Origin of the sequence: Flavisolibacter tropicus, assembly GCF_001644645.1 — a bacterium.
GTDB classification, from domain to species: domain Bacteria; phylum Bacteroidota; class Bacteroidia; order Chitinophagales; family Chitinophagaceae; genus Flavisolibacter; species Flavisolibacter tropicus.
Genome location: NZ_CP011390.1, coordinates 5102801 through 5125189 on the forward strand (window position 1 = coordinate 5102801; position 22389 = coordinate 5125189).

Annotated in this window: 20 protein-coding genes; 12 read left to right on the top strand and 8 right to left on the bottom strand. The window is 42.1% G+C overall.

The window, feature by feature from the left end; genetic code table 11:
* Nucleotides 1-399 precede the first annotated feature (399 nt).
* The 6 genes from SY85_RS21850 (at nt 400) to SY85_RS25205 (ending at nt 11837) form a co-directional block, all read left to right on the top strand.
* Nucleotides 400-1356, top strand: a complete 957-nt coding sequence (locus SY85_RS21850; RefSeq protein WP_066407707.1) for a hypothetical protein — start codon at nt 400-402, stop codon at nt 1354-1356.
* A gap of 99 nt (nt 1357-1455) precedes the next feature.
* A complete protein-coding gene (locus tag SY85_RS21855; RefSeq protein WP_066407708.1) occupies nt 1456-2880 on the top strand; it encodes a PP2C family protein-serine/threonine phosphatase in 1425 nt (474 codons plus the stop codon).
* A gap of 2 nt (nt 2881-2882) precedes the next feature.
* Nucleotides 2883-6968, top strand: coding sequence for an FtsW/RodA/SpoVE family cell cycle protein (locus SY85_RS21860; RefSeq protein ID WP_066407711.1), 4086 nt, complete (start codon nt 2883-2885; stop codon nt 6966-6968).
* A 242-nt stretch (nt 6969-7210) separates the two neighbouring features.
* Nucleotides 7211-7987 carry an FHA domain-containing protein gene (locus SY85_RS21865; protein ID WP_066410067.1) on the top strand — a complete coding sequence of 259 codons (777 nt, stop codon included), beginning with the start codon at nt 7211-7213 and terminating at the stop codon, nt 7985-7987.
* 9 nt (nt 7988-7996) lie between these two features.
* The gene (locus SY85_RS21870; protein ID WP_066407714.1) at nt 7997-9679 is read left to right on the top strand and encodes a serine/threonine protein kinase; all 1683 of its coding nucleotides are present in this window, start codon (nt 7997-7999) and stop codon (nt 9677-9679) included.
* A 211-nt stretch (nt 9680-9890) separates the two neighbouring features.
* Nucleotides 9891-11837, top strand: coding sequence for a serine/threonine-protein kinase (locus SY85_RS25205; protein ID WP_082886648.1), 1947 nt, complete (start codon nt 9891-9893; stop codon nt 11835-11837).
* 83 nt (nt 11838-11920) lie between these two features.
* Here SY85_RS25205 and SY85_RS21880 read toward each other — a convergent pair whose 3' ends face one another.
* Nucleotides 11921-12397: a hypothetical protein gene (locus SY85_RS21880; RefSeq protein WP_066407722.1), complete on the bottom strand. Its 477-nt coding sequence runs from the start codon at nt 12395-12397 to the stop codon at nt 11921-11923.
* A 201-nt stretch (nt 12398-12598) separates the two neighbouring features.
* On the opposite strand from SY85_RS21880, the gene SY85_RS21885 reads away from it, so the two are divergent.
* Complete coding sequence (locus SY85_RS21885; RefSeq protein ID WP_066407723.1) at nt 12599-13552, top strand: NAD(P)/FAD-dependent oxidoreductase; 954 nt, start codon at nt 12599-12601, stop codon at nt 13550-13552.
* A 5-nt stretch (nt 13553-13557) separates the two neighbouring features.
* Here SY85_RS21885 and SY85_RS21890 read toward each other — a convergent pair whose 3' ends face one another.
* The 3 genes from SY85_RS21890 to SY85_RS21900 form a co-directional block, all read right to left on the bottom strand.
* Complete coding sequence (locus SY85_RS21890; RefSeq protein WP_148661257.1) at nt 13558-13830, bottom strand: hypothetical protein; 273 nt, start codon at nt 13828-13830, stop codon at nt 13558-13560.
* A gap of 99 nt (nt 13831-13929) precedes the next feature.
* On the bottom strand, nt 13930-14196 hold the full coding sequence (locus tag SY85_RS21895; RefSeq protein WP_066407730.1) for a short-chain dehydrogenase: 267 nt from the start codon (nt 14194-14196) through the stop codon (nt 13930-13932).
* A 32-nt stretch (nt 14197-14228) separates the two neighbouring features.
* Entirely contained in the window at nt 14229-15476 is a 1248-nt protein-coding gene (locus SY85_RS21900; protein ID WP_066407732.1) for a DEAD/DEAH box helicase, read from the bottom strand.
* 657 nt (nt 15477-16133) lie between these two features.
* Between SY85_RS21900 and SY85_RS21905 the strand changes: the two genes are divergently transcribed.
* From SY85_RS21905 to SY85_RS21915, 3 genes are all read left to right on the top strand, one after another.
* Complete coding sequence (locus SY85_RS21905) at nt 16134-16628, top strand: DUF4251 domain-containing protein (protein WP_066407735.1); 495 nt, start codon at nt 16134-16136, stop codon at nt 16626-16628.
* 248 nt (nt 16629-16876) lie between these two features.
* Complete coding sequence (locus SY85_RS21910) at nt 16877-17797, top strand: YihY/virulence factor BrkB family protein (protein ID WP_082886649.1); 921 nt, start codon at nt 16877-16879, stop codon at nt 17795-17797.
* A gap of 308 nt (nt 17798-18105) precedes the next feature.
* Nucleotides 18106-19209 carry a BON domain-containing protein gene (locus tag SY85_RS21915; RefSeq protein WP_066407741.1) on the top strand — a complete coding sequence of 368 codons (1104 nt, stop codon included), beginning with the start codon at nt 18106-18108 and terminating at the stop codon, nt 19207-19209.
* 199 nt (nt 19210-19408) lie between these two features.
* Here the strand turns inward: SY85_RS21915 and SY85_RS21920 are convergent, their stop codons facing one another.
* On the bottom strand, nt 19409-20020 hold the full coding sequence (locus SY85_RS21920) for a c-type cytochrome (RefSeq protein WP_066407743.1): 612 nt from the start codon (nt 20018-20020) through the stop codon (nt 19409-19411).
* 34 nt (nt 20021-20054) lie between these two features.
* Nucleotides 20055-20210, bottom strand: coding sequence for a hypothetical protein (locus SY85_RS25730; RefSeq protein WP_158513019.1), 156 nt, complete (start codon nt 20208-20210; stop codon nt 20055-20057).
* Nucleotides 20211-20304: 94 nt separating this feature from the next.
* Here SY85_RS25730 and SY85_RS21925 point away from each other — a divergent pair, with 94 nt between their 5' ends.
* Nucleotides 20305-20583, top strand: coding sequence for a YMGG-like glycine zipper-containing protein (locus tag SY85_RS21925; RefSeq protein ID WP_066407746.1), 279 nt, complete (start codon nt 20305-20307; stop codon nt 20581-20583).
* 35 nt (nt 20584-20618) lie between these two features.
* On the opposite strand, the gene SY85_RS21930 is transcribed toward SY85_RS21925, so the two are convergent.
* Nucleotides 20619-20918, bottom strand: a complete 300-nt coding sequence (locus tag SY85_RS21930) for a hypothetical protein (protein ID WP_066407749.1) — start codon at nt 20916-20918, stop codon at nt 20619-20621.
* Nucleotides 20919-21003: 85 nt separating this feature from the next.
* Nucleotides 21004-21576, bottom strand: a complete 573-nt coding sequence (locus tag SY85_RS21935) for a hypothetical protein (protein ID WP_148661258.1) — start codon at nt 21574-21576, stop codon at nt 21004-21006.
* Between the two features lie 438 nt (nt 21577-22014).
* Between SY85_RS21935 and SY85_RS21945 the strand changes: the two genes are divergently transcribed.
* Complete coding sequence (locus tag SY85_RS21945) at nt 22015-22323, top strand: hypothetical protein (protein WP_066407754.1); 309 nt, start codon at nt 22015-22017, stop codon at nt 22321-22323.
* The last annotated feature ends 66 nt before the right edge of the window (nt 22324-22389 follow it).

The following is a 22389-nucleotide window of genomic DNA, read 5'->3' on the forward strand; positions in this document are numbered from 1 at the left end:
TAGCTCTTGAAGAGTTGTCTCCATTTCATTGACGTGAGACGACAAACATGAGACGCGAAAAGAGAATCTGACAGTGCAGTTCTACTTCAATAATCAAAGTTTAAAAACACCCGTTGCCTTAACAATACTTTAAATTGATCAGCTTCATGTACTAATTCAAGGGCTTGAACCGTTTAATACCCAATTGCTATCAAGCTGAGGATAGGCCTCATGGGAGCGGGGGACGGCAAAGTCATCAATTCCGATCAACGGAAAAGGTAAACTTATAAACTAGTGAACTTGTAAACTATTTTTACTTTTCACGTCTCACGTTTGACGTTTCACGAAGTCGCCCACACTTGACAGCGAATGAGTATAATCTGAATTGAATTACATTTACGAGAAAGAGAAAAACCCGGCATGAAATCAAAGCCCTCATTTTGGCAACGCATAGGCTTGCACGACTGGTTCCTGAAAAAAGATACGGAAGATACGCTAGCCACTACACCTACGCTGACACCTGATGCTATTTTTAAGTATATAGTGGATAAGTTCCAGGAGTCAATTCACGAACTTTCGTTTGCGGACCGTATTGTGTTTTACCACGAGTACATTATAGCCTTCAACACAGAAGACTATAAAGAATTCATGGAGAACAAGAAAGGCATCTTTGGCCTGATAGTACAAGAGTCAGTGAAGAAGTTTTACGAGCTGTTAAAAGGCTATCGTGCTCAAGGAAAAACAGTGGAACCCTCCGCCAGCAAGTGGGTTTTCCGTTTTGTATCGCACCCCGATTATTACAGAGGCGATAAAGGATTTATTGGCAAACTGCTGCCTGGTGCTACGCAAAAAGAAGAAAACCTGCGCGTTACCTTTATACCTCGCCAAACCGGTATTGCTCAAACCTCCGATATCAGCTTTGATATATTGAAAGGGTTTACCTTTTATAGCGAGGGGTACTATGAGGTGCCTTACATTGAAGAATTACGTTACGATGAACGCAAAGTAAACGTGGCTACACCAACCGGCACGTCTTTTGCCCGGTTCGAGGCCATTGTGCCCGATAAAGCATTTGCCGGGAAAAAGATCGAATACTTTATGCGCGATGAAGAGATTGTGGTTTCTGGAAAAGACGATACACGCGAAGCTTCAACTATTTTCCGTGTGCCATCTGAATGGGTGAATACACCGCACTTGCGTATTCGTTATAACCGGGCAGATGATAAGTTTTACCTGGCATCATTTGGTGAAAAAACCATGCTCAACGAAAAGGCAATTTCCAGAAGTGATACAGCAAATCCTACCTGGACAGAATTGCCGATCAACTCTAAGCTGGTCCTAAATGGCATTGTCGGTATCAATATTTTTAAATCATAAGCATTCGCATGTCGCATTTATTGTCGCTGGCTTTATTGGTGGTAGGTGTAAGTCTGCTAATTGCACATTTTGTAGATATAAAACGTACGCATAAGAGGAATGGCTAAACACTATTTTGGAATAACAGATGTCGGCCGGCAACGGGATAATAACGAGGATACGTTTTTTATTGAGCCCGTGTTGAATAAGCAATTCATTGCCGCCTGTGTGATTGATGGCGTGGGTGGTTATGAAGGTGGGGAAGTAGCTGCTGCTATTGCACAACAATCCATACTGGCGTATTTGCAGATTCCTTCTGGTGAAGTGCTTAGCATGATGCGCGAAGCCATGTCTTCTGCTAATGAAAACATCTATGCGGAAAAGACGCAAACTGGCAAGAACCCCAGCATGGCTTGCGTGGCCACGATGGCGTTAGTCGATACCACGCACAATAAATTTTACTATGCCCACGTGGGCGATACCCGCTTGTATTTATTTAGAGATAAGACACTGGTGAAAGTTTCAAAAGACCACTCTTTTGTTGGCTTCTTGGAAGACTCTGGCCGTATTACGGAAGAAGCGGCCATGCAACATCTCAAGCGAAACGAGATCAGCAAAGCGCTGGGTTTTGAGTCGCCACTTCCCAATCCAAGTGAGTATATTGAAACTGGAGAATCACCTTTCCTTCCCGGCGATACTTTGCTGCTTTGTAGCGATGGACTAACGGATATGATAGACTCAGCTGTTATCAGTTCCGTACTGAATAATGGCGATACGCTGGAAGGGAAATGCCGTTCCCTGGTAGACGCTGCCAACAGGGCCGGTGGAAAGGATAATGTTACTGTAGTGCTGGTGCAGCATCCTAAAAAACCATTGAAGCAGGCTGCAAAAAAGCCAGCAACGCCGGTAAAAAAAAACGAAAGCCAACCAGCTGAGCCACGTATTCAACAGCAGCCGGTTGTTACACCTGTAGCAACAGCTCGTGTAGCCAAGCCTTATAACCTGCCCATCATTTTATCTATTGCCTGCTTTGTGCTGCTGACAGCATTGGTATGGGCTTTGTTTTTCCGTGGACCCAAAGCAAGTACAACGCCAGAGTTGGCACCAACTGTTGCACCTACGCTGCAAGAGCAACGTTTAAATACGGCCTTAAATCGTATGACAGGCGATACCTTATGGTTGAGAGATTCGCTGGCCATGGCACCTATTTACCTGACCGATACACTGCACCTTCGAAAAGACACCTTAGTATTGAAGAGCCCCGGAAGCATACTGCTGGCCCGGGATAGCAGCTTTAAAACAACAGGAGCTTCTATCGTTATTGGCCCGCAGGCAAAGTATGTGTTATTTGAAAATCTGATTCTGCAGGATATGGTAATAGCTACTACGAACCCATATGTGCTCCATTTTAAGAACACCCGGTTTAGAAATAGCTACGTACAAATAAGACAAGGGATACGTTATAATGATAGCCTGTTTACGGGTAGTGTGCTGGATATGCAGAAGGCTATGAAGGATTCTTTACCGCAAAACAGAAACAACTAAGCATGGCATTGGACAAACAACAACAGAAAGGAAGAGGGTTGGAGCGCTTGTTTTTATTCCTGGTGAGTGTGGTATTGGGTCTTTTTTTCTATGATCTCTATAATGTAACCAAACGCGATTTTGCTGAAGTGCCGGGCCGCCTGGCCGATGGAAGCATAGTCAACCTGAATGCCGATAATGTAGATAAACGCATTCAGGCCTTATTGGAAAAAGGCTACTACTTTGAAGACCCGCGCGATATCAATGTTATTACAGCCGCTGTAGCACAAGGACTAAGCGTACAGGACGAAGAGATTGATAACATTGGCGAACTGAATAAGCAAAAGTATTATGTAGATGCGCAGCAAGCGTATAACCTGGGCGGTGAATCGTTTAAGAAAAGAGTCAAGCTTTCGCGAACCTTATTGGGTTTTGCGGGTCCTGATTCCAACCGTTTTGCACAAGAGTTAAAGGCTCCCCCGCGTTTGCCTGCTACTAATGAATTGGGTACGGGTTCACAAAGTATAAAGGGTACCATCTATAATAAACAAGGTAAGCCTGTGCAGGGCGTATTGATGCGGTTGGATATGCTGGTGCCGCAGGATAGTGCTTACAGCAATAGTGTTGAGGATGTAGACAAGGAAACAGTCGTTGCATCAACTGGTATCCGTCGTGTGTATGTTTTAGATTCAGCCGGTAATCGTCAGCTTGTTTCATTGTCCGCTTATGCCCGTACGGATGAAAAAGGCGTATATGCTTTTACCGGTTTGCCATCGGGTAAAGCTTTTGAAGTATTGCCGCTGCAACCGGGCTTTCAGTTTGGTGCGTCCAAAGGCGTGCAGGCATTAAATGAAAATACCATCTTCAATTTTACACAGGCTCCTCATAAAATCCGTTTATTATCCAGCAAGGATTTTAACAACCTGAAGCGGGAGCGTTCATTGATTGTACGTACGCCAGAAGAAGCATCAAAATGGTACTGGATCATTATTGGTGTTTTTTTTACGGGCTTTATCTTCCTACATATTTTTTTAAGCTGGAAGTTGCCACAGGCCGACCAATTGGTGTTACCAACGGTCATGCTGCTAACAGGTATTTCACTACTCACTTTATTGAGTTTGCAAGACCCATTGCGTGATCGTTTCCTGGCTAGGAGTACGCTTTGGTATTTTGTAATTGGCTTTATCGGCATGTTCATTCTTCAGCTGTTCAACCTGCGGCGCTTTACTGTCGACTCCGGTTTATACCGGTTGTTTGCTTTTAGGAATAACCCTAAGGCGGCTAAAGGCTGGCAATGGGCGGGTGTGGCCATTACTTTATTGATCTTGACCATTCTGTTAGGAAGCGGACCAGAAGGGAGTGGGGTAAAGGTGAACCTCTTTGGCTTTCAACCCAGTGAAGTAGTAAAGTTTTTGATCGTTGTGTTTTTGGCGGGCTTCTTTTCCATGAACGAAAAGTTCATTTCGGAATATGCCACAATGAAAAAGCGCTGGGGCTTTTTTTATATCGCCTTGGGAGCCATACTGGCATCCATACTCTTGTTTTTAATGTTGGGTGATTTGGGGCCAGCCATTGTTGTGTGCTTTACGTTTATCATCCTGTTTTCCTTTTCGCGTGGCGACTTTGATTATACCATAGGAGGCGTTGTATTGTTTGTTTTGGCCAACTGGGCCATTAAAAATGTATGGCTGGCCACAGTGGCTACAGCTGTTCTTTTAGCATTAGCCATGCTGTTTCACCGGAAGCAGTTGAGTGAATCGGCTGTTATGGCCCTGGTGGTGATAGCCAGCTTTTTACTGTTAGATCAAATACCTTTTATCGGCGATGTATTTTCCGGACCAGTACAGCGTCTTGTAGATCGCAAGCTGATCTGGATAGATAAATGGGATAACGATGTATTTGGTGGCGACCAGGTAGCTAATGGTATTTGGGCTATGGCCAGTGGTGGTATAACAGGGCAGGGTATTGGTGAAGGATTTGGAAAAACCATTCCGGAAGCACATACCGACATGATCTTGCCAGCCCTTGGTGAAGAGTTAGGCCTGGTGGGTATTATCACTGTCTTCATTTTATTTGTTATTTACTTACATCGTTCTATTGTTATTGGCCGTCAAACCGGTACACCTTTTCTGTTTTATTTGTGTGCAGGTATTGGTGTCAGTACGTTTGTACAGTTTCTACTAATTGCTGGTGGATCGGTAGGTGCTTTACCGCTTTCTGGTGTGTCATTGCCTTTCATTAGTTATGGTGGGTCTTCATTGGTTTGTAACCTTTTGGCAGCGGGCTTCTTGCTGTCGTCCTCTGTGGTGCAAGGCACTGCTGTGCAATTGCGGTATGTATCGCGCCAGCAAGACCGAAACCTGATCCCTGCTCTTATTGCCGCCTTTATAGGCGTTCTTTTATTGGGCATTAATGTTTCCCGGTATCTGTTTCAAAATGACAAATGGGTAGTGCAGCCTGCACTAGTGGCTGAACGTAGCGGCGCTCGTATGTTTAGCTATAACCCTCGCATTGCCATTTTAATGAACCGCTTACAGGCGGGTACGCTGTATGACCGTACAGGAAAGATATTGGCAACCAGCAAGCCGGAGTTAGTTACCCAACAACAGGATTCATTACGGGTAGCAGGTTTAAATCCTGCCTATCTGCAAAAGCTTTCGCATCGTCGCTTAGATCGCTACTATCCATTTGCCGAGCATATGTTCTTCTGGACAGGCGATGCAAACACGGGTGTTTTTTACGGTGGTACCAATGGTTACTTTGCGGAGTATGAGCTAGGTCCCGAGCTACGCGGTTTTGAAACACCTATAACGGCGTATAATGTTACGGCTGGCCGGTACCGTGAAGATCGTTTTCTGCCGCAAACCGTAAGAGAGATGACGGTGGCCAAGCGGGATTACAGTGTGTTAGCACCCTTGCTGTTGGCTGGCATTAATAGTAAAGAAGTTGAAGCTTTTAAACAGCGCAATCGCGATGTGCAACTATCGATGGATGCTACACTCCAAACTGGTATACAAACGGCTTTACAGGCCGATGATTCTTTGCGTAATAACCGCATATCGGTTGTGGTCTTAGATGATTCTACTGGCGATGTGCTTACATCTGCAGCTTATCCTTTGCCACCGGTGCAGGATTGGGACCAGCTAACCCTAAGTGTACGGGAACAAAACAAATTGGGTTATTGGTTAACGGCTACCGATCTGGGCTTTACCTATGCCACTCAGCCAGGCTCTACGGCCAAAATATTAACCGCTTTGGCTGCCTTTAATAAACTAGGAGAGGCTGCTGCCAAACGCAGCTTTTTGATTCGGCCGCAAGACCTCATACGCGTAAAAGGTGCAGAGCCCGATGAAACCGGAACCATCAATATGGAACGGGCCATTGTGAAGTCGAATAACTCGTACTTTATCAAACTAGCCAATGAAGAACGGCTACAGGAACAGATGGGAGATCTGTATATACAAACCGGTATGTTCCTGCGAGGTGTAGGTGGCTATTTCTATGGAAAGGACACCACCAATGAAGAACAGGAAAACCGTTGGCGTGCGTTGTGGCGAAAAACAGAGTTTCAAAGTGTAAATAGCTATAACAAAAATGATATACGCAAAACCCGTGGACGTGGCGTTTCCGGGATGGCCTGGGGGCAAGGTGAGTTGATTGCCACTCCCGCTGCTGTAGCTCGCTTAGTAGCAGGTGTGGCCAATGGAGGGGTGATTGTACCTCACCGTTTTGTTTTGAAGATCAGTGATTCCACCATTCAAACCCAACGAGGAATGTCTATCGTCAAAGAGCCTGTTTATGCCGATTACCTGACCGACTATATGGTGAAGCAAAGTGCTAATAAAGTGAATCGGTTAGGCATTAAGGTGGCAGGTAAAACAGGTACACCGGAACGCATAATAAGAGGAAGACGCATTAACGACGGCTGGTACACCTTTTTTGCACCAAAAGCCCAGGGCGGTGGCCACATTGTGGTTTGTATTCGTATAGAGGATACTAAAGGTTCCAGCAATGCTGTGGCCTTAGCTGGCAAACATATTATACCGCAGTTATTGAAGCAAGGTTATATCAAAGGGTTTGAAAGCACAAAGCCATCAACCCCAGAGTAAACTGAGCAGAATTTGGACTGCTAATTGTTAACTTAGAAGCTGTTTGAGTTAGTTGTTCAGAATTGGTTATGAGGGTATTTGGGAGCGAAACGAGGAGGATTTTGTAGCCATAGTCCAAACGCCTAAGGCGAAAAATCCGACGAAGTTGCAGCCCAAAAGACACCATGAGCCATATCAAATAATTAATTCAAACAGCTTCTTATACTGTGCAAGGCGAAAGCCGCGCACGCAATACAACTACCATGGTAGATTTTTTTAAACAATCAACAGATAAACCACAGGATGTAAAAGCCATTCGCGATGCGCTGTTACAGTTTATAAAAGACCGGTTGCGAAAAGCAGAAGGAGGGGAAGGTGCTAATATAAAAGGCCTGCATTTGTTTGTAGCCTGTATAGAGGAAGACCGGCATTTATATGAGTCAGCGCTTTACCTGGAAGACCCCGACCGGTTTAAGGAAGAAGAAGTGCAGCGTATTGCTGACGATTTTGCTATTGAATTGCCCTCAAACTGGGCAATGGAAATTTCTTTCGTAGATAGTCTGCCTGCGGAAGCAGTCAAGATTCCCAATACCGATGCTGGCTTATTTATTCAAACGCGTAGCCTGGTTATTCAGAAAGAAGCAACTGCCTATTTGCGTGTTTTGAATGGTGAAGCTGAAAAGGAAGTATATACCATTCACTCAAAAGATGGTAGTATCAATATTGGTCGGGAAAAGAAAACACAAGGCACCGATGGGTTCTTCCGGATCAACCATATCGCTTTTATTAGTGACAGCCAAGATCCGGCTAACAAATATGTAAGCCGTCAGCATGCGCATATTGAGTTTGATAACGACACAGGCCACTTCTTGTTGTTTGCCGATGATGGCGGGATACCGCCACGCAATAAGATAAAGGTGCGATCAAGACAGGATGCTACGCCGATCAAGATCTTTAGCACGAGTATCGGTCATTTATTGCAAGATGGCGACCAGATTATGTTAGGTGAATCAGCTATTGTTGAATTTAGTTACAAGTAATAGTGTAGAATGGGTAAAGTGTTTACGATAACAGAAGGCTTAGAGAATATGGGCGCTTTGAAAACTGGCGGCCAGGGTTCTGTATACAAAGGACGGCGTATTGGAGAGATCATTACCGCCGTGAAATTGATTCCTACGCCTATCTATAGTGAAAGCCCGGATGATAAAAACTTTCTGGACTTTCAGAATGAAGTACAGAAACTAAGGAAAGTAAATGAGTCTCCTAACCCTAACGTGGTGAAGATCTTAAGTTCAGGTATAACCGAAACTGGCGCTTTCCCTTTTATTGAAATGGAGTTTATAGAAGGCCCTGATCTGGAAGAGTTGTTGAAGGAGCCTCATGCACCGGTGTTTTCCATCAAGGATATTATTAAGGTAGCTGAGCAGCTGTCTTGTGCATTAGCACATTGTCATCGTGTGGAGGTAAAACATGGTGATATCAAAAGCAATAACGTAAAGTTTAATGTGCATACAGGTAACTATGTTTTGCTTGACTTTGGATTAGCGATCATGTCTGATGAACAGCGCCGTACTTCCTTGCGACATGCCGGTGCTATTGAGTTTATGGCGCCGGAACAGAGCGAAGGCAAAATGTTTTTTGAAACCGATGTCTACAGTTTTGGCGTTATACTTTATGAACTACTGGGTGGTCGTGTTCCCTTTCCGCTGACGGACAAAGGCGAAACGGCGCGCAATAACGTTATGCTGGCGCATATGGAAACGCCACCACCCGATGTGCTGGCCTTGCGTCAACAACACTTTCCGCAAGATTGGTCTGCAGAGAAGAAAGAACATGAAATGCAAGTGCCACAATGGTTGGTTAGCCTGATCTATCAATGCCTAGAAAAGAAACCAGAAGCCCGATTTTCAAACGGAGTGGATTTGCATGACGATATCGCTCTCAATAGTACACGTTCTGCCAAGGTTGAAGGCAATACTGTGGAAAGACCTGCGAATCAAAGCCATAACATGCATTGGCAGGAAGAAGTAACACGAAAGGAAAACCTGATAAACGAATTAAAAGAGGCGCTCAACGAAAAGGAAAATGAATTAATTGCCATCCGGAGAAATATAAATTATTCAACAACTCGCTCTGGCAATAGAGGGGTTCCAACGGCTGCCTTTATGCTATTATTGTTACTAACAATAGCGTTTGGTGGATTAGCCGCCTATTCTTTCTTTAAGCGTCAAAATGTATCGTCGCAGCAGGTTTACAATACAGATACCGCGGAGCCAACTAGCAATTCCAGAACCAATCGTTATGAGGCGGATGAGCCAATTGCCAGCAATACAGTTTCTGATAATGGAATTGGCCGGGGGGCTGAATCAAACGCACCCAAACAAGAGCAAGACACTGTGGTAAAAGAGTCAGAGACACCTACGCAGTCGCAATTTGAGTCTACACAACCAGCAGGGAGTACAGCTAGTGATCAACAGCAACAGGATACTGGAACAAATACAGCTGCAGCCCTAAGTGGCCCAAAGTTTACAGTTGCCGTTGAACGAGCCTACTTTTATAATGAGCCAGATGAAAAGACGCGTCGGGCTGCCTATATGATTCCTTCTGATAGTCTTTTCTTACAATCATCGGAAGAGCGGAATGGCTTTGTTTATATCGTCTTTACCAATGCCAATGGTCAAACATCCAAGGGTTGGCTGCGTAAGCAGGATCTGAAACTGATAGCCGAGTAAGATTTCACGTTAGAGTAGTATGTACAACTCGCAAGCAAAACGGGCAATGGGCTTTATACTATGTTCATTTAACTAGTTCCTATTATAGTTAGGTTTTGTTTTTTGGAGTTTGGTATTTGGAATTTGGTTTCTGGTATTTAGTATTTCCTTAAACCATTAATTTAGAAAGGTATTAAGAAGGCATTTTACAAATGCATAGTAAATTTAGGCCATGGCAAGGGTGTTTACCATTACTGAAGGATTGGAAAATATGGGGGCTTTGAAAACAGGCGGACAAGGTTCTGTATATAAAGCACGCCGTATTGGTGAAATTATTACTGCTGTTAAGATCATTCCTACACCTATATATGGTGATGAGCACGCAGACAAGAATTACATTGACTTTCAAAACGAAGTAACAAAGTTGAAGCGGGTCAATGAAAAGCCGAATCCAAACGTGGTAAAGATCATTAGTTCTGGATTAACCGAGTCTGGCTCTTTTCCGTTTATAGAAATGGATTTTATTGAGGGCCCCGATCTGGAAGAACTACTAAAGGCCCCGCACGACCCTATTTTTACAATCAAGGAAGTAATTAAGGTAGCCGAGCAACTTTCCAATGCCCTGGCTCACTGTCACCGACTGGATGTAAAGCATGGCGATATCAAAAGCAACAACGTTAAGTTTAATATTCACACAGGCAACTATGTCCTGCTTGATTTCGGTCTGGCGGCTATGTCCGACGAACAGCGGCGTACTTCCTTACGCCATGCCGGTGCCATTGAGTTTATGGCCCCTGAGCAGAGTGAAGGGCATACCCTAATGCAAACGGATATCTATAGTTTCGGGGTAATCTTATATGAGTTACTGGCGGGTGTAGTGCCCTTCCCTTTAACGGATCGCGGTGAAATGGCGCGTAATACCATCATGCTGGCACACTTAGAAACACCGCCGCCTTCAATAATGCCTTTACGCCAGCAACACTTGCCGGAAGGATGGAGTGAGGAAAAGAAAGCGCATGAAATGCGGGTGCCAGACTGGTTCTTGAAGATGATTGCCCGGTGTTTAGAAAAAAAGCCGGAAGCCCGTTTTGCCAATGGTTCAGAACTACATGACTATATTGTTCGCAGTAGTATCATAGCAGAAGAGCGCGTAGAATCAAATGCTGATCAAGTAGCTATGTTGCAGGTGCAAAATGTGCGATTACAACGAGAAAATAAGCAACTACAGGAGCTGATTGGCCAGTACCAGGCAGCGGCCGTAAACAATCACAGGCCAATAATACAGCCATCATCCACGAACCTGGATACAATAGCAGAAGCAAAGCCTTATACATCTCCTGTGTCTAAGCGAAAGCCTTTTCCAATCTATACCATTTTAACCTTGCTAGCCTTAGGTTTGTTTTTTTTGTGGGTATTTGTTCTGCGCAAGAGCCCGGGTAATGATAAAAGTCAATCATCAAATAATACAGAGTCTGTAAGGCCGCGAACTATTATCGGGCAGTATAAGGTTATTGCACCTCGTGCCTATTTTCATGACGAGCCGGATGTTAATTCTCGCCGCAGCGCTTATATGGTTCCCTCTAATGAAGTGGTATCCGTGTTAGATAGTAAAAATGGCTTTTTTTATACCGAGTTCACCAACAATCGCGGTCAAACGTCAAAAGGTTGGTTGCGTGAGCAAGATTTGGTGACGGTAGATGAATGGGAACGCCGGAAACAAAACCAGCAGGCGGTGGGCCAGTTAACCGAAGCGGATATTCAAACGCAGTTACAAGAGGCGCGGGATTATATAGCCAACCGTCAAATTCCGGAAGCCTTACACGTCTATAACTTTCTGGCACAACAGAATGTTCCCGAAGCCATGTATGAATACGGCTCTTTAGCCCTGCAACGCAGAAATCAGGAAATAAGTTGTGGTGAGGGATTTGACCTGGTTAAAAAAGCAAGTGATAAAGGATACACACCTGCCAAACGTACGTTGGGTTTTCTCTATCTTTTTGCAGATAATGAGCAGGTATTGCGGTTGAATAATTATGAAACCTGCCAGTATGAAAAGAATGTATTTCGGGGTTCTAAGTTGCTGATGGAAGCCATAATGGAAGGAGATACAACCGCTAAGCGTTTAATGGAGGAATTTAATCAACAGCGGACCAATCAGGACAGTGGAGAAATACAATGATGGGAGATCGTAAGTATTTTTCTTTTATAAAGTGTCGCCCTGCTGATTCTTATTCTTCTTAAAGCCCCTTTTTAATTTTTCTTTTAAGCGGTTAAACCAGGAATTTGATTTCTTTTTTTCTTCTGCCGTTGTTTTCGAGGAGCTGTCTTTAGGTGTTTTAGATAATCCGGTATCTGTATTCGCCAGAACAGGGGGGCATTTAGTTGCGTAGTATCGTCAATCCGTTGAACATAGTTGGTTGAAACGCCTTTGTATTGTTGCCGATGTTCTGAATTATGAGTCCAAATATCTGGATCAGGGCTATAAATGGTTACTTTCTGGCTTAGCTTTTCGGGAAGATCTGGGCTGGTGGGCTTTTTGGTTTGCCATGTCATACCACCATCAATCGTATAGACAAAGTTGTTTTGGGTGGCATCATAATATACATTAAGCTTCGGGTAGTAGTAAAACTTGTATCCGCTTACCTCTGGTTCTATTGTCGGTTTACGTAAGCTAATGAACTCTTTGACAGCAAACCCAATCAAAAGAAGAATGATTATACCGATAACCAACTTTTTCATTAAGCTCAGTAATTCAAAAAACGTTCCGCTATTAAAATAAGTCTTTTCTTATAGCTCTAAGGTGACGTTTCATGTTTCACGTCTCATGTTTCATGAAAAGCTGTTTCTTGCGTGCAGCTTACAGCTTTTAGCTTCCCTCACTCACCACTTTCCATCCTAGCACCAAGTTTGTAATCAAATAGAAGAACTAACAAAAAAGCAATGGATTTGTACGACGTAATCATCGTAGGAGGTGGGCCTGCCGGGCTTAATGCTGCTGTAGTACTGGGGCGTTGCCGCCGACGTGTGTTATTATTTGATTCAGGCTTGTACCGCAACAGTAAATCGCAGGGCATGCACAACTATCTAACAAGGGATGATATCCTGCCACTTGACTTTTTAAAGATCTGCCAGGAAGAACTTAAAAAGTATGGCGTAGAGCGGCGTATTAAACGGGTAGTGAAGGCTCAAAAAAATGCGGATAATGTATTTGTGGTGGAAGATGAAAAAGGGAAGGAATACTTGGCGAAAAAGCTATTAATTGCCACAGGCTTAATGGATAATGTTCCTGAAATAGAGGGTTTTAAAGAAATGTATGGAAAATCAATTCACCACTGCCCTTATTGCGACGGGTGGGAGGTTAGGGATAAACGACTGGGCGTATATGCAAAAGATAAAGACGGATCGGAGTTAGCTCTATCATTGAAAGGTTGGAGTGAACATATAACGCTCTATACTGATGGTAAGAATAAAGTAAAGCCTGCAAAGCGGGAGTATCTTGAAGCAAATAATATATCCGTAGTGCGATGGCCGATACAGCGCCTGATAGGAACTGATGGACAACTAGAAAAGATTAGTTTTAAAAATGGTGAGGAACAAGCCTGTGATGCCTTGTTTTTTGTAAATGGCTATACACAGCACTGCAACTTAGCTGAAACGTTTAATTGTGAAATGGGAAAGAAGGGTGTAGTAATTACCAATCGCTTTCAACAAACCAGCATACCAGGATTGTTTGTAGCTGGGGATGCTGATAAAGACATGCATCTAGTGGTAGTAGCAGCTGCAGAAGGAGCCAAAGCTGGTGTTATTATAAACAAAGAACTACAAAAGGAAATCAGTACAAAAAACCTTCAGGCTCAAAAAGGTTCATCATCCGTTGTGCCTGAAAGTTTTTGAGTAAGTTATTTCTTCTTTACTACCGGTAGGGTAAGAAGGTTTTCAAGAATAGCTTCGTTTAGTTCAGCAGCTATGTCTTGTATCCAAGTGGGTAATTCTTGTTCGGCTGTTTTCCAAATGCCATCAGCATCTTTATTCATTTGGAAAGAAATACGCTGGCCTTTCTCGTCTGGAACATCTATAGAATAAGTTTCAGTAGTTGTATGAGGATGTTGTCTAAAGTTAAACTCCCTTTGCCGCTCACCCGCTTTGATCACTTTAGAAAAATAAATGTTCATCAGTATTGTTTCGTTAAAAAAATAAGGAATCGTAATAGTTAAGCAAGACATAAGAAGTCAAAAGAGTTATAGAAACTCTTTTGACTTCTATATAAAGATTTAGAATGTTTCTGAGTGCAAGGTCAAACGGGTAAAGTCTGAGCCACTAAAGATCTTTGCCAGGTTTACGTTTTTTGATTTGTTGTACTCGTCAAAGTGAGGACGTGTAACAATTCGCCAAAAGTTTTTAGACTTCAGGTCATTGTAATCCCTGTCTTTAATAAACAAACCATAGATAGAATCTCTTTTCTTGAAATCAATCTTTACATAGTTGTTTTTTTCAGAGGTTTTCGTGTCTAAGAACTTTTCGATTTCTTCTGTATTCATGACTGAATAGCGTTTTAAGTGAAGTAATGCTTTTATTGATTGGCTGGCGTGTTATTACGGCGCCATGGCTTTTTTGATGAAGGTCTGTTTTTCGGACCTGTATTTCTTTTCTGTGCTGGGGCAGGCGGTGCTTGCTCCGTTGCGTTACCTTTAAACGGATGTTCGTCTACCACAGGAATGGAAAGCTTTATAAGCTTTGTTATATCCTTTAAAAAAGCACGCTCTTCATGATCGCAAAAGGATAAAGCAATACCCGATGTGCCAGCCCGTCCTGTACGACCAATTCGGTGTACATAGGTCTCTGGAACGTTAGGTAAATCGAAGTTGATCACATGAGTGAGATCATCCACATCAATACCGCGGGCTGCAATATCTGTAGCTACCAACACGCGTAACTTACCCGTTTTAAAGTTATGTAAAGCTCTTTCACGAGCGCCTTGCGTTTTGTCGCCATGGATGGCATCTGAACGCAAGTCCTGCTTATTTAAGTCACGGCTAATGCGATCCGCACCATGTTTGGTCCGGGTAAACACTAGTGTTCGTTTTATATTGGCTTCATTCAGTAAATGAACCAGTAACTTCGACTTGTCCTTTTTACTGACGAAATAGATAGCTTGTTCTACTTTTTCAGCTGTAGTGGAAACAGGCGTAACCTCTACTTTAGCTGGGTTGCGCAATAAGTTCCTTGTCAGTTCGGCAATCTGCGCTGGCATGGTGGCCGAAAATAACAGGGTTTGTTTTTCCTGCGGCAGCTCCCTCACAATTTTCTTGACATCATGTATAAAGCCCATATCCAGCATACGATCGGCTTCATCTAATACAAAATGTTCCAGGTAATCCAAGTGAATATAATCCTGGTTCATTAAGTCTAATAAACGCCCTGGCGTAGCTACCAATATATCAGTTCCGTAACGGAGCGCAATAGTTTGTGTATGTTGTGAAACACCACCAAAGATCACTTCATGTTTCAAGCCGGTATGTTTACCATAAGCGGCGATGCTATCTCCAATTTGCGAAGCCAGTTCGCGAGTAGGGGTAAGAATTAATGCACGAATATGTCTATAACCTTTTGATTCATAATGATTCTCTACAAGTCGCTGTAATATGGGCAGAACAAATGCTGCCGTTTTGCCAGTTCCTGTTTGAGCTAATCCTAATAAATCCTGGCCTTTTAAAACAAGAGGAATGGATTGGGCTTGTATGGGTGTAGGATGTGTGTATCCTTCTTTTTGTAAAGCCTTTAAGAGTGGTTCTATAAGGCCTAGTTGTTCAAAATTCAAAATATCTAAATATTAACGATAAATAATACTAACTAATGCAGTGTAAACTAACAATGAGAAGTCAGGTTGTATATTCTCATCTATTGGACCGGAGAGGCGTACACGCTTAGTTATCGGGTCTTGTAAAAGGAGTATACGGGCGCAAAGATAACTTTTTACTTGCTAAGGGATTGGTAAATCAGCTAAGTATTCAAGCTTTAGACGGGTTGATCTTAAGTAATCGCTTTATTATCAATAAGGTATGGCATGCTAAAACAGCATTAATTAAGATTATCTTGTTCTCGAATATTCGATATTTTGGCGTTAACCTTCCTTTGAGCTATAAACTGGTTAGCCGTAAGAGAAAAGAAGTTTAAAAAGTGAAGGAAAGTTGAACATGTCAAATAATGGCTTAAATGAACTGTAGCTAGCAGTTGTTGACAATCAAGTATGTATGCTAACTGTTCCTTTCATTAGACTTCCTGACACAGAGCGTTAATATGTTGTAACGCATTTTTTATGCAGCTATCTTTTCGGTGGTTGTAAAAACAGCAATCATTTATTGTTTTGACAAATGCTTATGAAACTGATTTACTTTAACGTTTGCCAATGTTCCTAACAGTTATTTGTAGAGTTGTGGTATAGCATTTGAGGCTTTTATCAATACAATATTTATAAATGAAAACTCCACTATTACTTCTTAAACATGCTGCCGTTTTTCTATGCAGTATTGTCTTATTTGTTACTTCTGTACAAGCCCAGGATGATAAAAAGCAAAAGGGGCAAGATATCAAGCAATTACTTGATAGTAAGGAATATATATTCAAAGCACAGCAGGTAACACCTTCCAGAGGTGGTGCAAGGCAGCTTACGTCTGAATACGATTTGCGCTTATTGGGCGATTCGTTGGTGGCCTATTTGCCCTATTTCGGTCGGGCCTATTCCGCGCCTATTGATATTAAAGAGTCTGGATTACAGTTTACTTCCACCAATTTTGGCTATGAGTTGAGTACGCGAAAAAAAGGTTGGGATGTTGTTATGCGTCCCAAGGACGTATCCAGCATACAACAGTTGGTGCTTATGGTTTCATCATCTGGAAGAGCCACATTGCAGGTTACGAGTACCAACCGTGAACCTATTTCTTTTAACGGACAAGTGTTAAGTCGATACTAAGGACGGCTAAAGTTCAGCAATAATGCACTTGCAAGTGAGTATACAATGCGTTCACTTAATTGAAAGAAGATGGGATAAAAGAGATGCGATATTGAACACACAAGTAGGCTTTATCAAAATACTAATAGCCTGGTTTCCTAGCCAGGCTATTAGTATTTAAAATGGGCGGTTGGCAGTGTTTTTATAGTAGTGCTTAAACGTTACTGTAGAATGCATAACTTCAGCAGCTACTGCCTATTAGTGTTACAATGAAAATAAAGCTCCGATACTACTTTGTTCTATTTATCCGGCTGATTAAAGATTCCATAAGCGAGTTGCTAATAAATGATCCGTTACGTATGGCTGGTGCCACCGCTTTTTTTACCACGTTTGCCTTGCCACCTATATTGGTTATTTTAATACAGGCATTTAAGCTGGTGTTGGGGCCTATGCGTATTAGGAACCGATTGTTCGAAACACTTGCAGGTATAGTAGGTAATGAAGCGGTAGAGCAGATCAAAGATATTCTAAACGCTTTTCGCAATCTGGCGCACAACTGGTATGTGATCTTGGGCGGGTTTATTTTTCTAGTGTTTGTAGCTACTACCTTGTTTAAGATTATTAAGGACTCTATTAATCAAATATGGAAGATCCGCGTGCTGGAAAGAAGGGCAATTAGTTCTAAGCTTCTGGAACGGCTACAGGCTGTATTGGTGATCCTGTTTGCTGGAATTTTATTTGTTTTTGGCTTACTGGTAGAAACCTCGCAGGCTTTTCTTGGAAATTATATTCAAAAACTGTTTCCTTCGCTTGCTTTTTATTTCAATAATGTGGTTCGAACGGCTTTTTCCGTATTATTTGTTACACTCTGGTTTGCTATAATGTTTCGCTACCTTCCCGATGGTCGGCCACGTTGGAAAACAGCGCTGACTGGGGCCTTTGTAACTAGTTTATTGTTTAATGGTGGTAAGGTTTTATTGCGCTTTTTGTTAAGCTATAATAATCTCAACAGTATTTATGGAACATCAACCTCTATTGTTCTATTGTTATTGTTTGTATTCTACTCTTCACTCATCTTGTACTTTGGAGCTGCCTTTACTAAAGTTTGGAGTATCTATAAAAAGCAGCCTATTAAACCTCTTAAATATGCTGTCAACTATCAGATAACTATAATGCATGAAGAACGATAACTTTATTCTTTAAACACTGCATTTAGTTACTACCTCAACAGTTGCACAGCATGCAGCTGTAATATTCTATCGATTATAACATAATAGAATATTTCCAAAAGCAGACTCACTTCAATGATCTGTATTTGCCAAAGTCCACTTATTCCCTTAAACATTTTCGGGTTTCTAATTTTATCTTTTCGGATTTTTTTCTTCGACCACAATCCTTTTCATTCAACTTAAATCCTGCAAATCCGCGGTTCTTTGGGCATAATTTTTTCTTCCTCTCCATTGCAACTCTATATTTCTTCACTTTTAAAGCATTCCATATGGAAGATCAATATCGTAACGAACACAATCAATCCAATAACCCTAAGCGGGAAAACAACGACAAGCATCGGCAGCGTAATCAGTACAATCAGCAGGGTAATACAAATCAAGGATATAGTGATTTGGATGGGGATGGATTTATTGGGCATACAGGCGGTTTTTATGGTGGAACTAGCTATCTGGGTGCTAATTATGACGATTGGAATAATAACTTGGGACCAAGCTCTTCTAACGAGCAATACCGCAATGAAAACCAACAGCGTAATCGCAATCAGCAAAACTATCAGCGTAGTAATCGCTTTAGAGATGATCAATATTATTATAATCAAGATAATCCCTACGGCAATTCCAATTATCAGCGTATGAGCGACAATGTGGGTTATGAGCGTGGTTTTGAAAACCAGCAGCCAAACTTTGGAAATCGTTCTAAATATGACGACTACCAAAGTTATAATAAGAGGGAAGAGGGCCAGGGCTATAGGGGTGCCAGCAATTATAATATGAATAGGGAATCATTTGAAAACCAAAGGCGTAACGAATACAATCAACGTGATGAAAGGTTCGGCGGCCAATACGGAAGAAGACAGGGCAACTATAGTACTAAAGGGGATTGGGATCGATCTGGTAACCAAAGTCGGAGTCAACATAACCGCAACGATGATCGTAATTGGTTGGAGCGTACAGCCGATAAAGTTTCTTCCTGGTTTAGTAGCGATGATGATAACAGAAGCCAGCGTGAGCAGCGTGCAAATATGAGTGGGCCTCACCGTGGTAAAGGCCCTAAAGGTTATCAACGCTCGGCTGAACGCATTCGAGATGATGTGCACGATCGTTTACATGATGATCCATATGTAGATGCTTCTGATATAGAAGTGGATGTCAATCAAAGCGAGGTGATCTTAAAGGGATATGTAGCAACACGTGAAGCTAAGCGCAGAGCTGAAGATATAGTGGAATCGATATCTGGTGTAAGAAACGTTGAGAACCGCTTACGTGTGGGCCAGCCCGATACTCATTCTGGAAGTAGTGATATTTATAGGAATAGTTCTGATAAAAATCAAACGAAGGGTAAGGGTGATGCAGATAGAGATATTACCGTTTAAGGCCTGGTAGATATTATTTGTAAACTGTTTTCTTTTAATGAAAGGTTTTATGTAAAAAAGGTTGCTCTTGCATCTTAATGGAGAAGCAGCCATTGGACATTCTTCAGGCAAGTAATTTAGCCAGTTTTATCCTTATATAAAGAAACCCCGCTCGCGCGGGGCTTCTGTTTTGGCCTAGGAGAGAAAAGGAGAATATAATTTAGGGTTTGCTAATTTTTACTTCATTTGGCGGTGTAGGCGCTGGTACTCTATTGCTAATAGAAGGTATTGTTTTTAAGTAAGTATATATAGCGTTCAAATCATCATCAGTCATTTTTGCAAAAAACTGCCAAGGCATTGGTGGTAATATATCACGACCATTGTCAGCTCCCAGATGTTTTCCTTTACGTAGCGTATTGACAAATTGCTCTTCTGTCCAGGCGCCAATACCGGTGGCTGAATCTGGAGTCAGATTGGCTGCATAGGAAATACCCCATGGCCCGGCAAATGCGGTGATGTCTGGACTCATAGCAAGCCATTGACCAGGCTGTGTAACGTTTGAACTAAAGGTTGGTATACTGGTATTAGCTGGATGACCAGACAATAGTTTTGTTGAATCCGGCACAGGGCCTTTCGGCGTCATGACTTTTGGTGAGTGACAATCATGGCAAACGTTAGTTAGTACAATATATTCGCCACGCTTAACCAGGTCGTCATGTTCCATATCTCTGGAGGCGGTAATATTGTTTTCGGGAGTTGCTTTATTATCGCTATTGTTTGAACAGGCTGCTAAAACTAGCGTGCCCCATACGAGGGAGAATGTAATACGCATAAACGTTGGTTTGGTATAAGGGAAGTACTACAAATTATAAAAAGCAATGCGCTTTTACAATACCCAACGGTAAATAAAATAATAAAAACACGATGTTGTCTACTTTCTTTCGGGAAATTTGTAGGATAAGCTCTACCGTTAGACTACTGGTTCTCTTCTTTTCCACGTTTGGCAATGTTTTGGTTTGCATAAAGAGGTGATGCCTTTTCCTTCGTCGCTTGATTAATCAGACTAGTGTGGATAGTGACGAAGAGAAAAGGAATTTGTAATGTAAAAGTGTGAATATGAAAACAGTTTTGTGTCGATTGGCAATTATCGTTGGGTTAACCCTATTTACAAGTACTCTGGTTCCTGTTCAGGCACAGGAAACAAAAAAGACAACAAAAAGTAGAAAGGGGAAATATGCAGCCATAGGAGCAGTTGCAGGTGCTGGTACAGGCATAGCTGTCAGTAAAAAGAATAAGAAGGGCGCTGTTATAGGAGGTGTTGTTGGGGCAACGGGAGGGTATCTATATGGTAAGCACCGCGATAAGAAGAAAGGCCGTAAACCCAAAAACCAGTAATGTTCATCTGCCAAGTAGTATAGAAAGTAAATACATTATACGTATTTACTTTTTCTTTTTATAGACTTGTCATAATATTCCGGTTCCTTCTTTTGTACCCATTTAATAAAATGGGTGATGCTTTCATCTTGATGTATTCGTTCAATAGTGTGATAGTATCGTTTCAATTCTGCTTCAGAAAATACCGCATGAATTTTATCGTGACAAACCTTATGTAAAAGAAGGGTGGTTGTATGTTTGCCTCCTTTACTGATAGGGATCAGATGATGTCGGTTGTAGGGTGCTGCTAGTTCGCGGTTACATAAGGGGCATAGATCTGGCAACTCGTTTTTCATGGCGCTCTATCTGGACAATAAATATGCCCCAGCGTTATATTCGATCACGTTTTAAGAGTATTACAACAGTTAAAAAAAGATAGCGTTAATCTTTCTTTTTTTTCCGTATTGATTGGGATGAATTTTCAGTCATACGGTAGTTGGTGCTAATGCCTGTACCGGTAGTACCCCACATTCCCGGCCCTGCATAAGGGTTCTTTCCATTCACTGTATTAACCACTGTTCCATGGATACCTGCGCTTCCGGTAGAGCTACCTGAACCTACAGAACCACTGCCAGTAATACCGCCTGATGTAGTTGATCCGGTGGAGCGTAGTAAAATATGACCATTTGCTACCCCATATGTACCTCTTCCTACACCCATATAGTCTTTATAGTTTAACGTAGAAAAATAACCATTGGCCCGGGCATTCAATGTGCGGACGACAGGGTCATTAATTTGATAACTACCATTGACTGCAGGTGTATTTTTCCAACCCAGACTGCTGTTGGGTATGGTGGGCGCTTTGGCTTCAGATGTGTTAGTGCTTTCTAGTCGCTGCACGTTTTTTTGGGTGGCTGCGTTTTTGGTGTTTGTAGGAACTTTTGTCTGTTTTTGAGCATCTGCCATATTCATCAATCCTATAAATACCCCAGCACATATTAACAATCGTTTCATTGCTCACTAATTATACATTTAATAAAGCCACAAATGCACTGCCAGTTTGAAGAATTGGGAGCGTTAAGTTAAAGAATATCTAAAGTGAATCATTGTAATCGACTGCACTGGCACTATGGTTGTAAACAAGTTATAAGCAACAGTTTTATGAATAGTGTGAATCATGAGGGATACCTTCCCCAAGCTTTCAAGGAGGCTTTCCAAAAAGGTCAAGGTAGAATTAGGTAGGTGCTTAAATGCCAGGTTAGATCAAAAGGAGCGGCAGGATATTCGTAATCAATCAGGTGCCGATCGAAATAGTGTAGCTGATCTAGATGATGGGAGCACATTAAGGGCTGCAGTACAGGTAGAAGTGAAATGGTTTGCGAGATCAAGGCATAGGGCAAGCTACAGACATACAACTATTAGAACCTTATTTATTAACGTAAAACGTAAATTATGAAAAAGCTAATTGGAATTTTTTTACTGGTTGTTGGTTTTAGCCTGACATCCAATGTACAGGCTCAAAGCAAAGCCAAAAAAACCGAAGAAAAGGTAGAAACCGGTGCCAAAAAAGTTGGAAATAAAACAGCAGAAGTGGCTTCAAAGGGAAAATCGAAAGTTACTAATACTGTTTATAAGGACAAAGTGGGACCTAATGGTGAGACAATTTACATTGACGATCACAACCGGTATTATTGGATTGATAAAAAAGGACATAAGAATTATATAAAAGAAGAAGAGCTTAAGAATAAGACAGAAGAATAGAAAAGCAAATTGCAGAATGGTTTGTCTTGAAAGTTAAATGCCGTAGTCTAACTCCGGCATTTAACT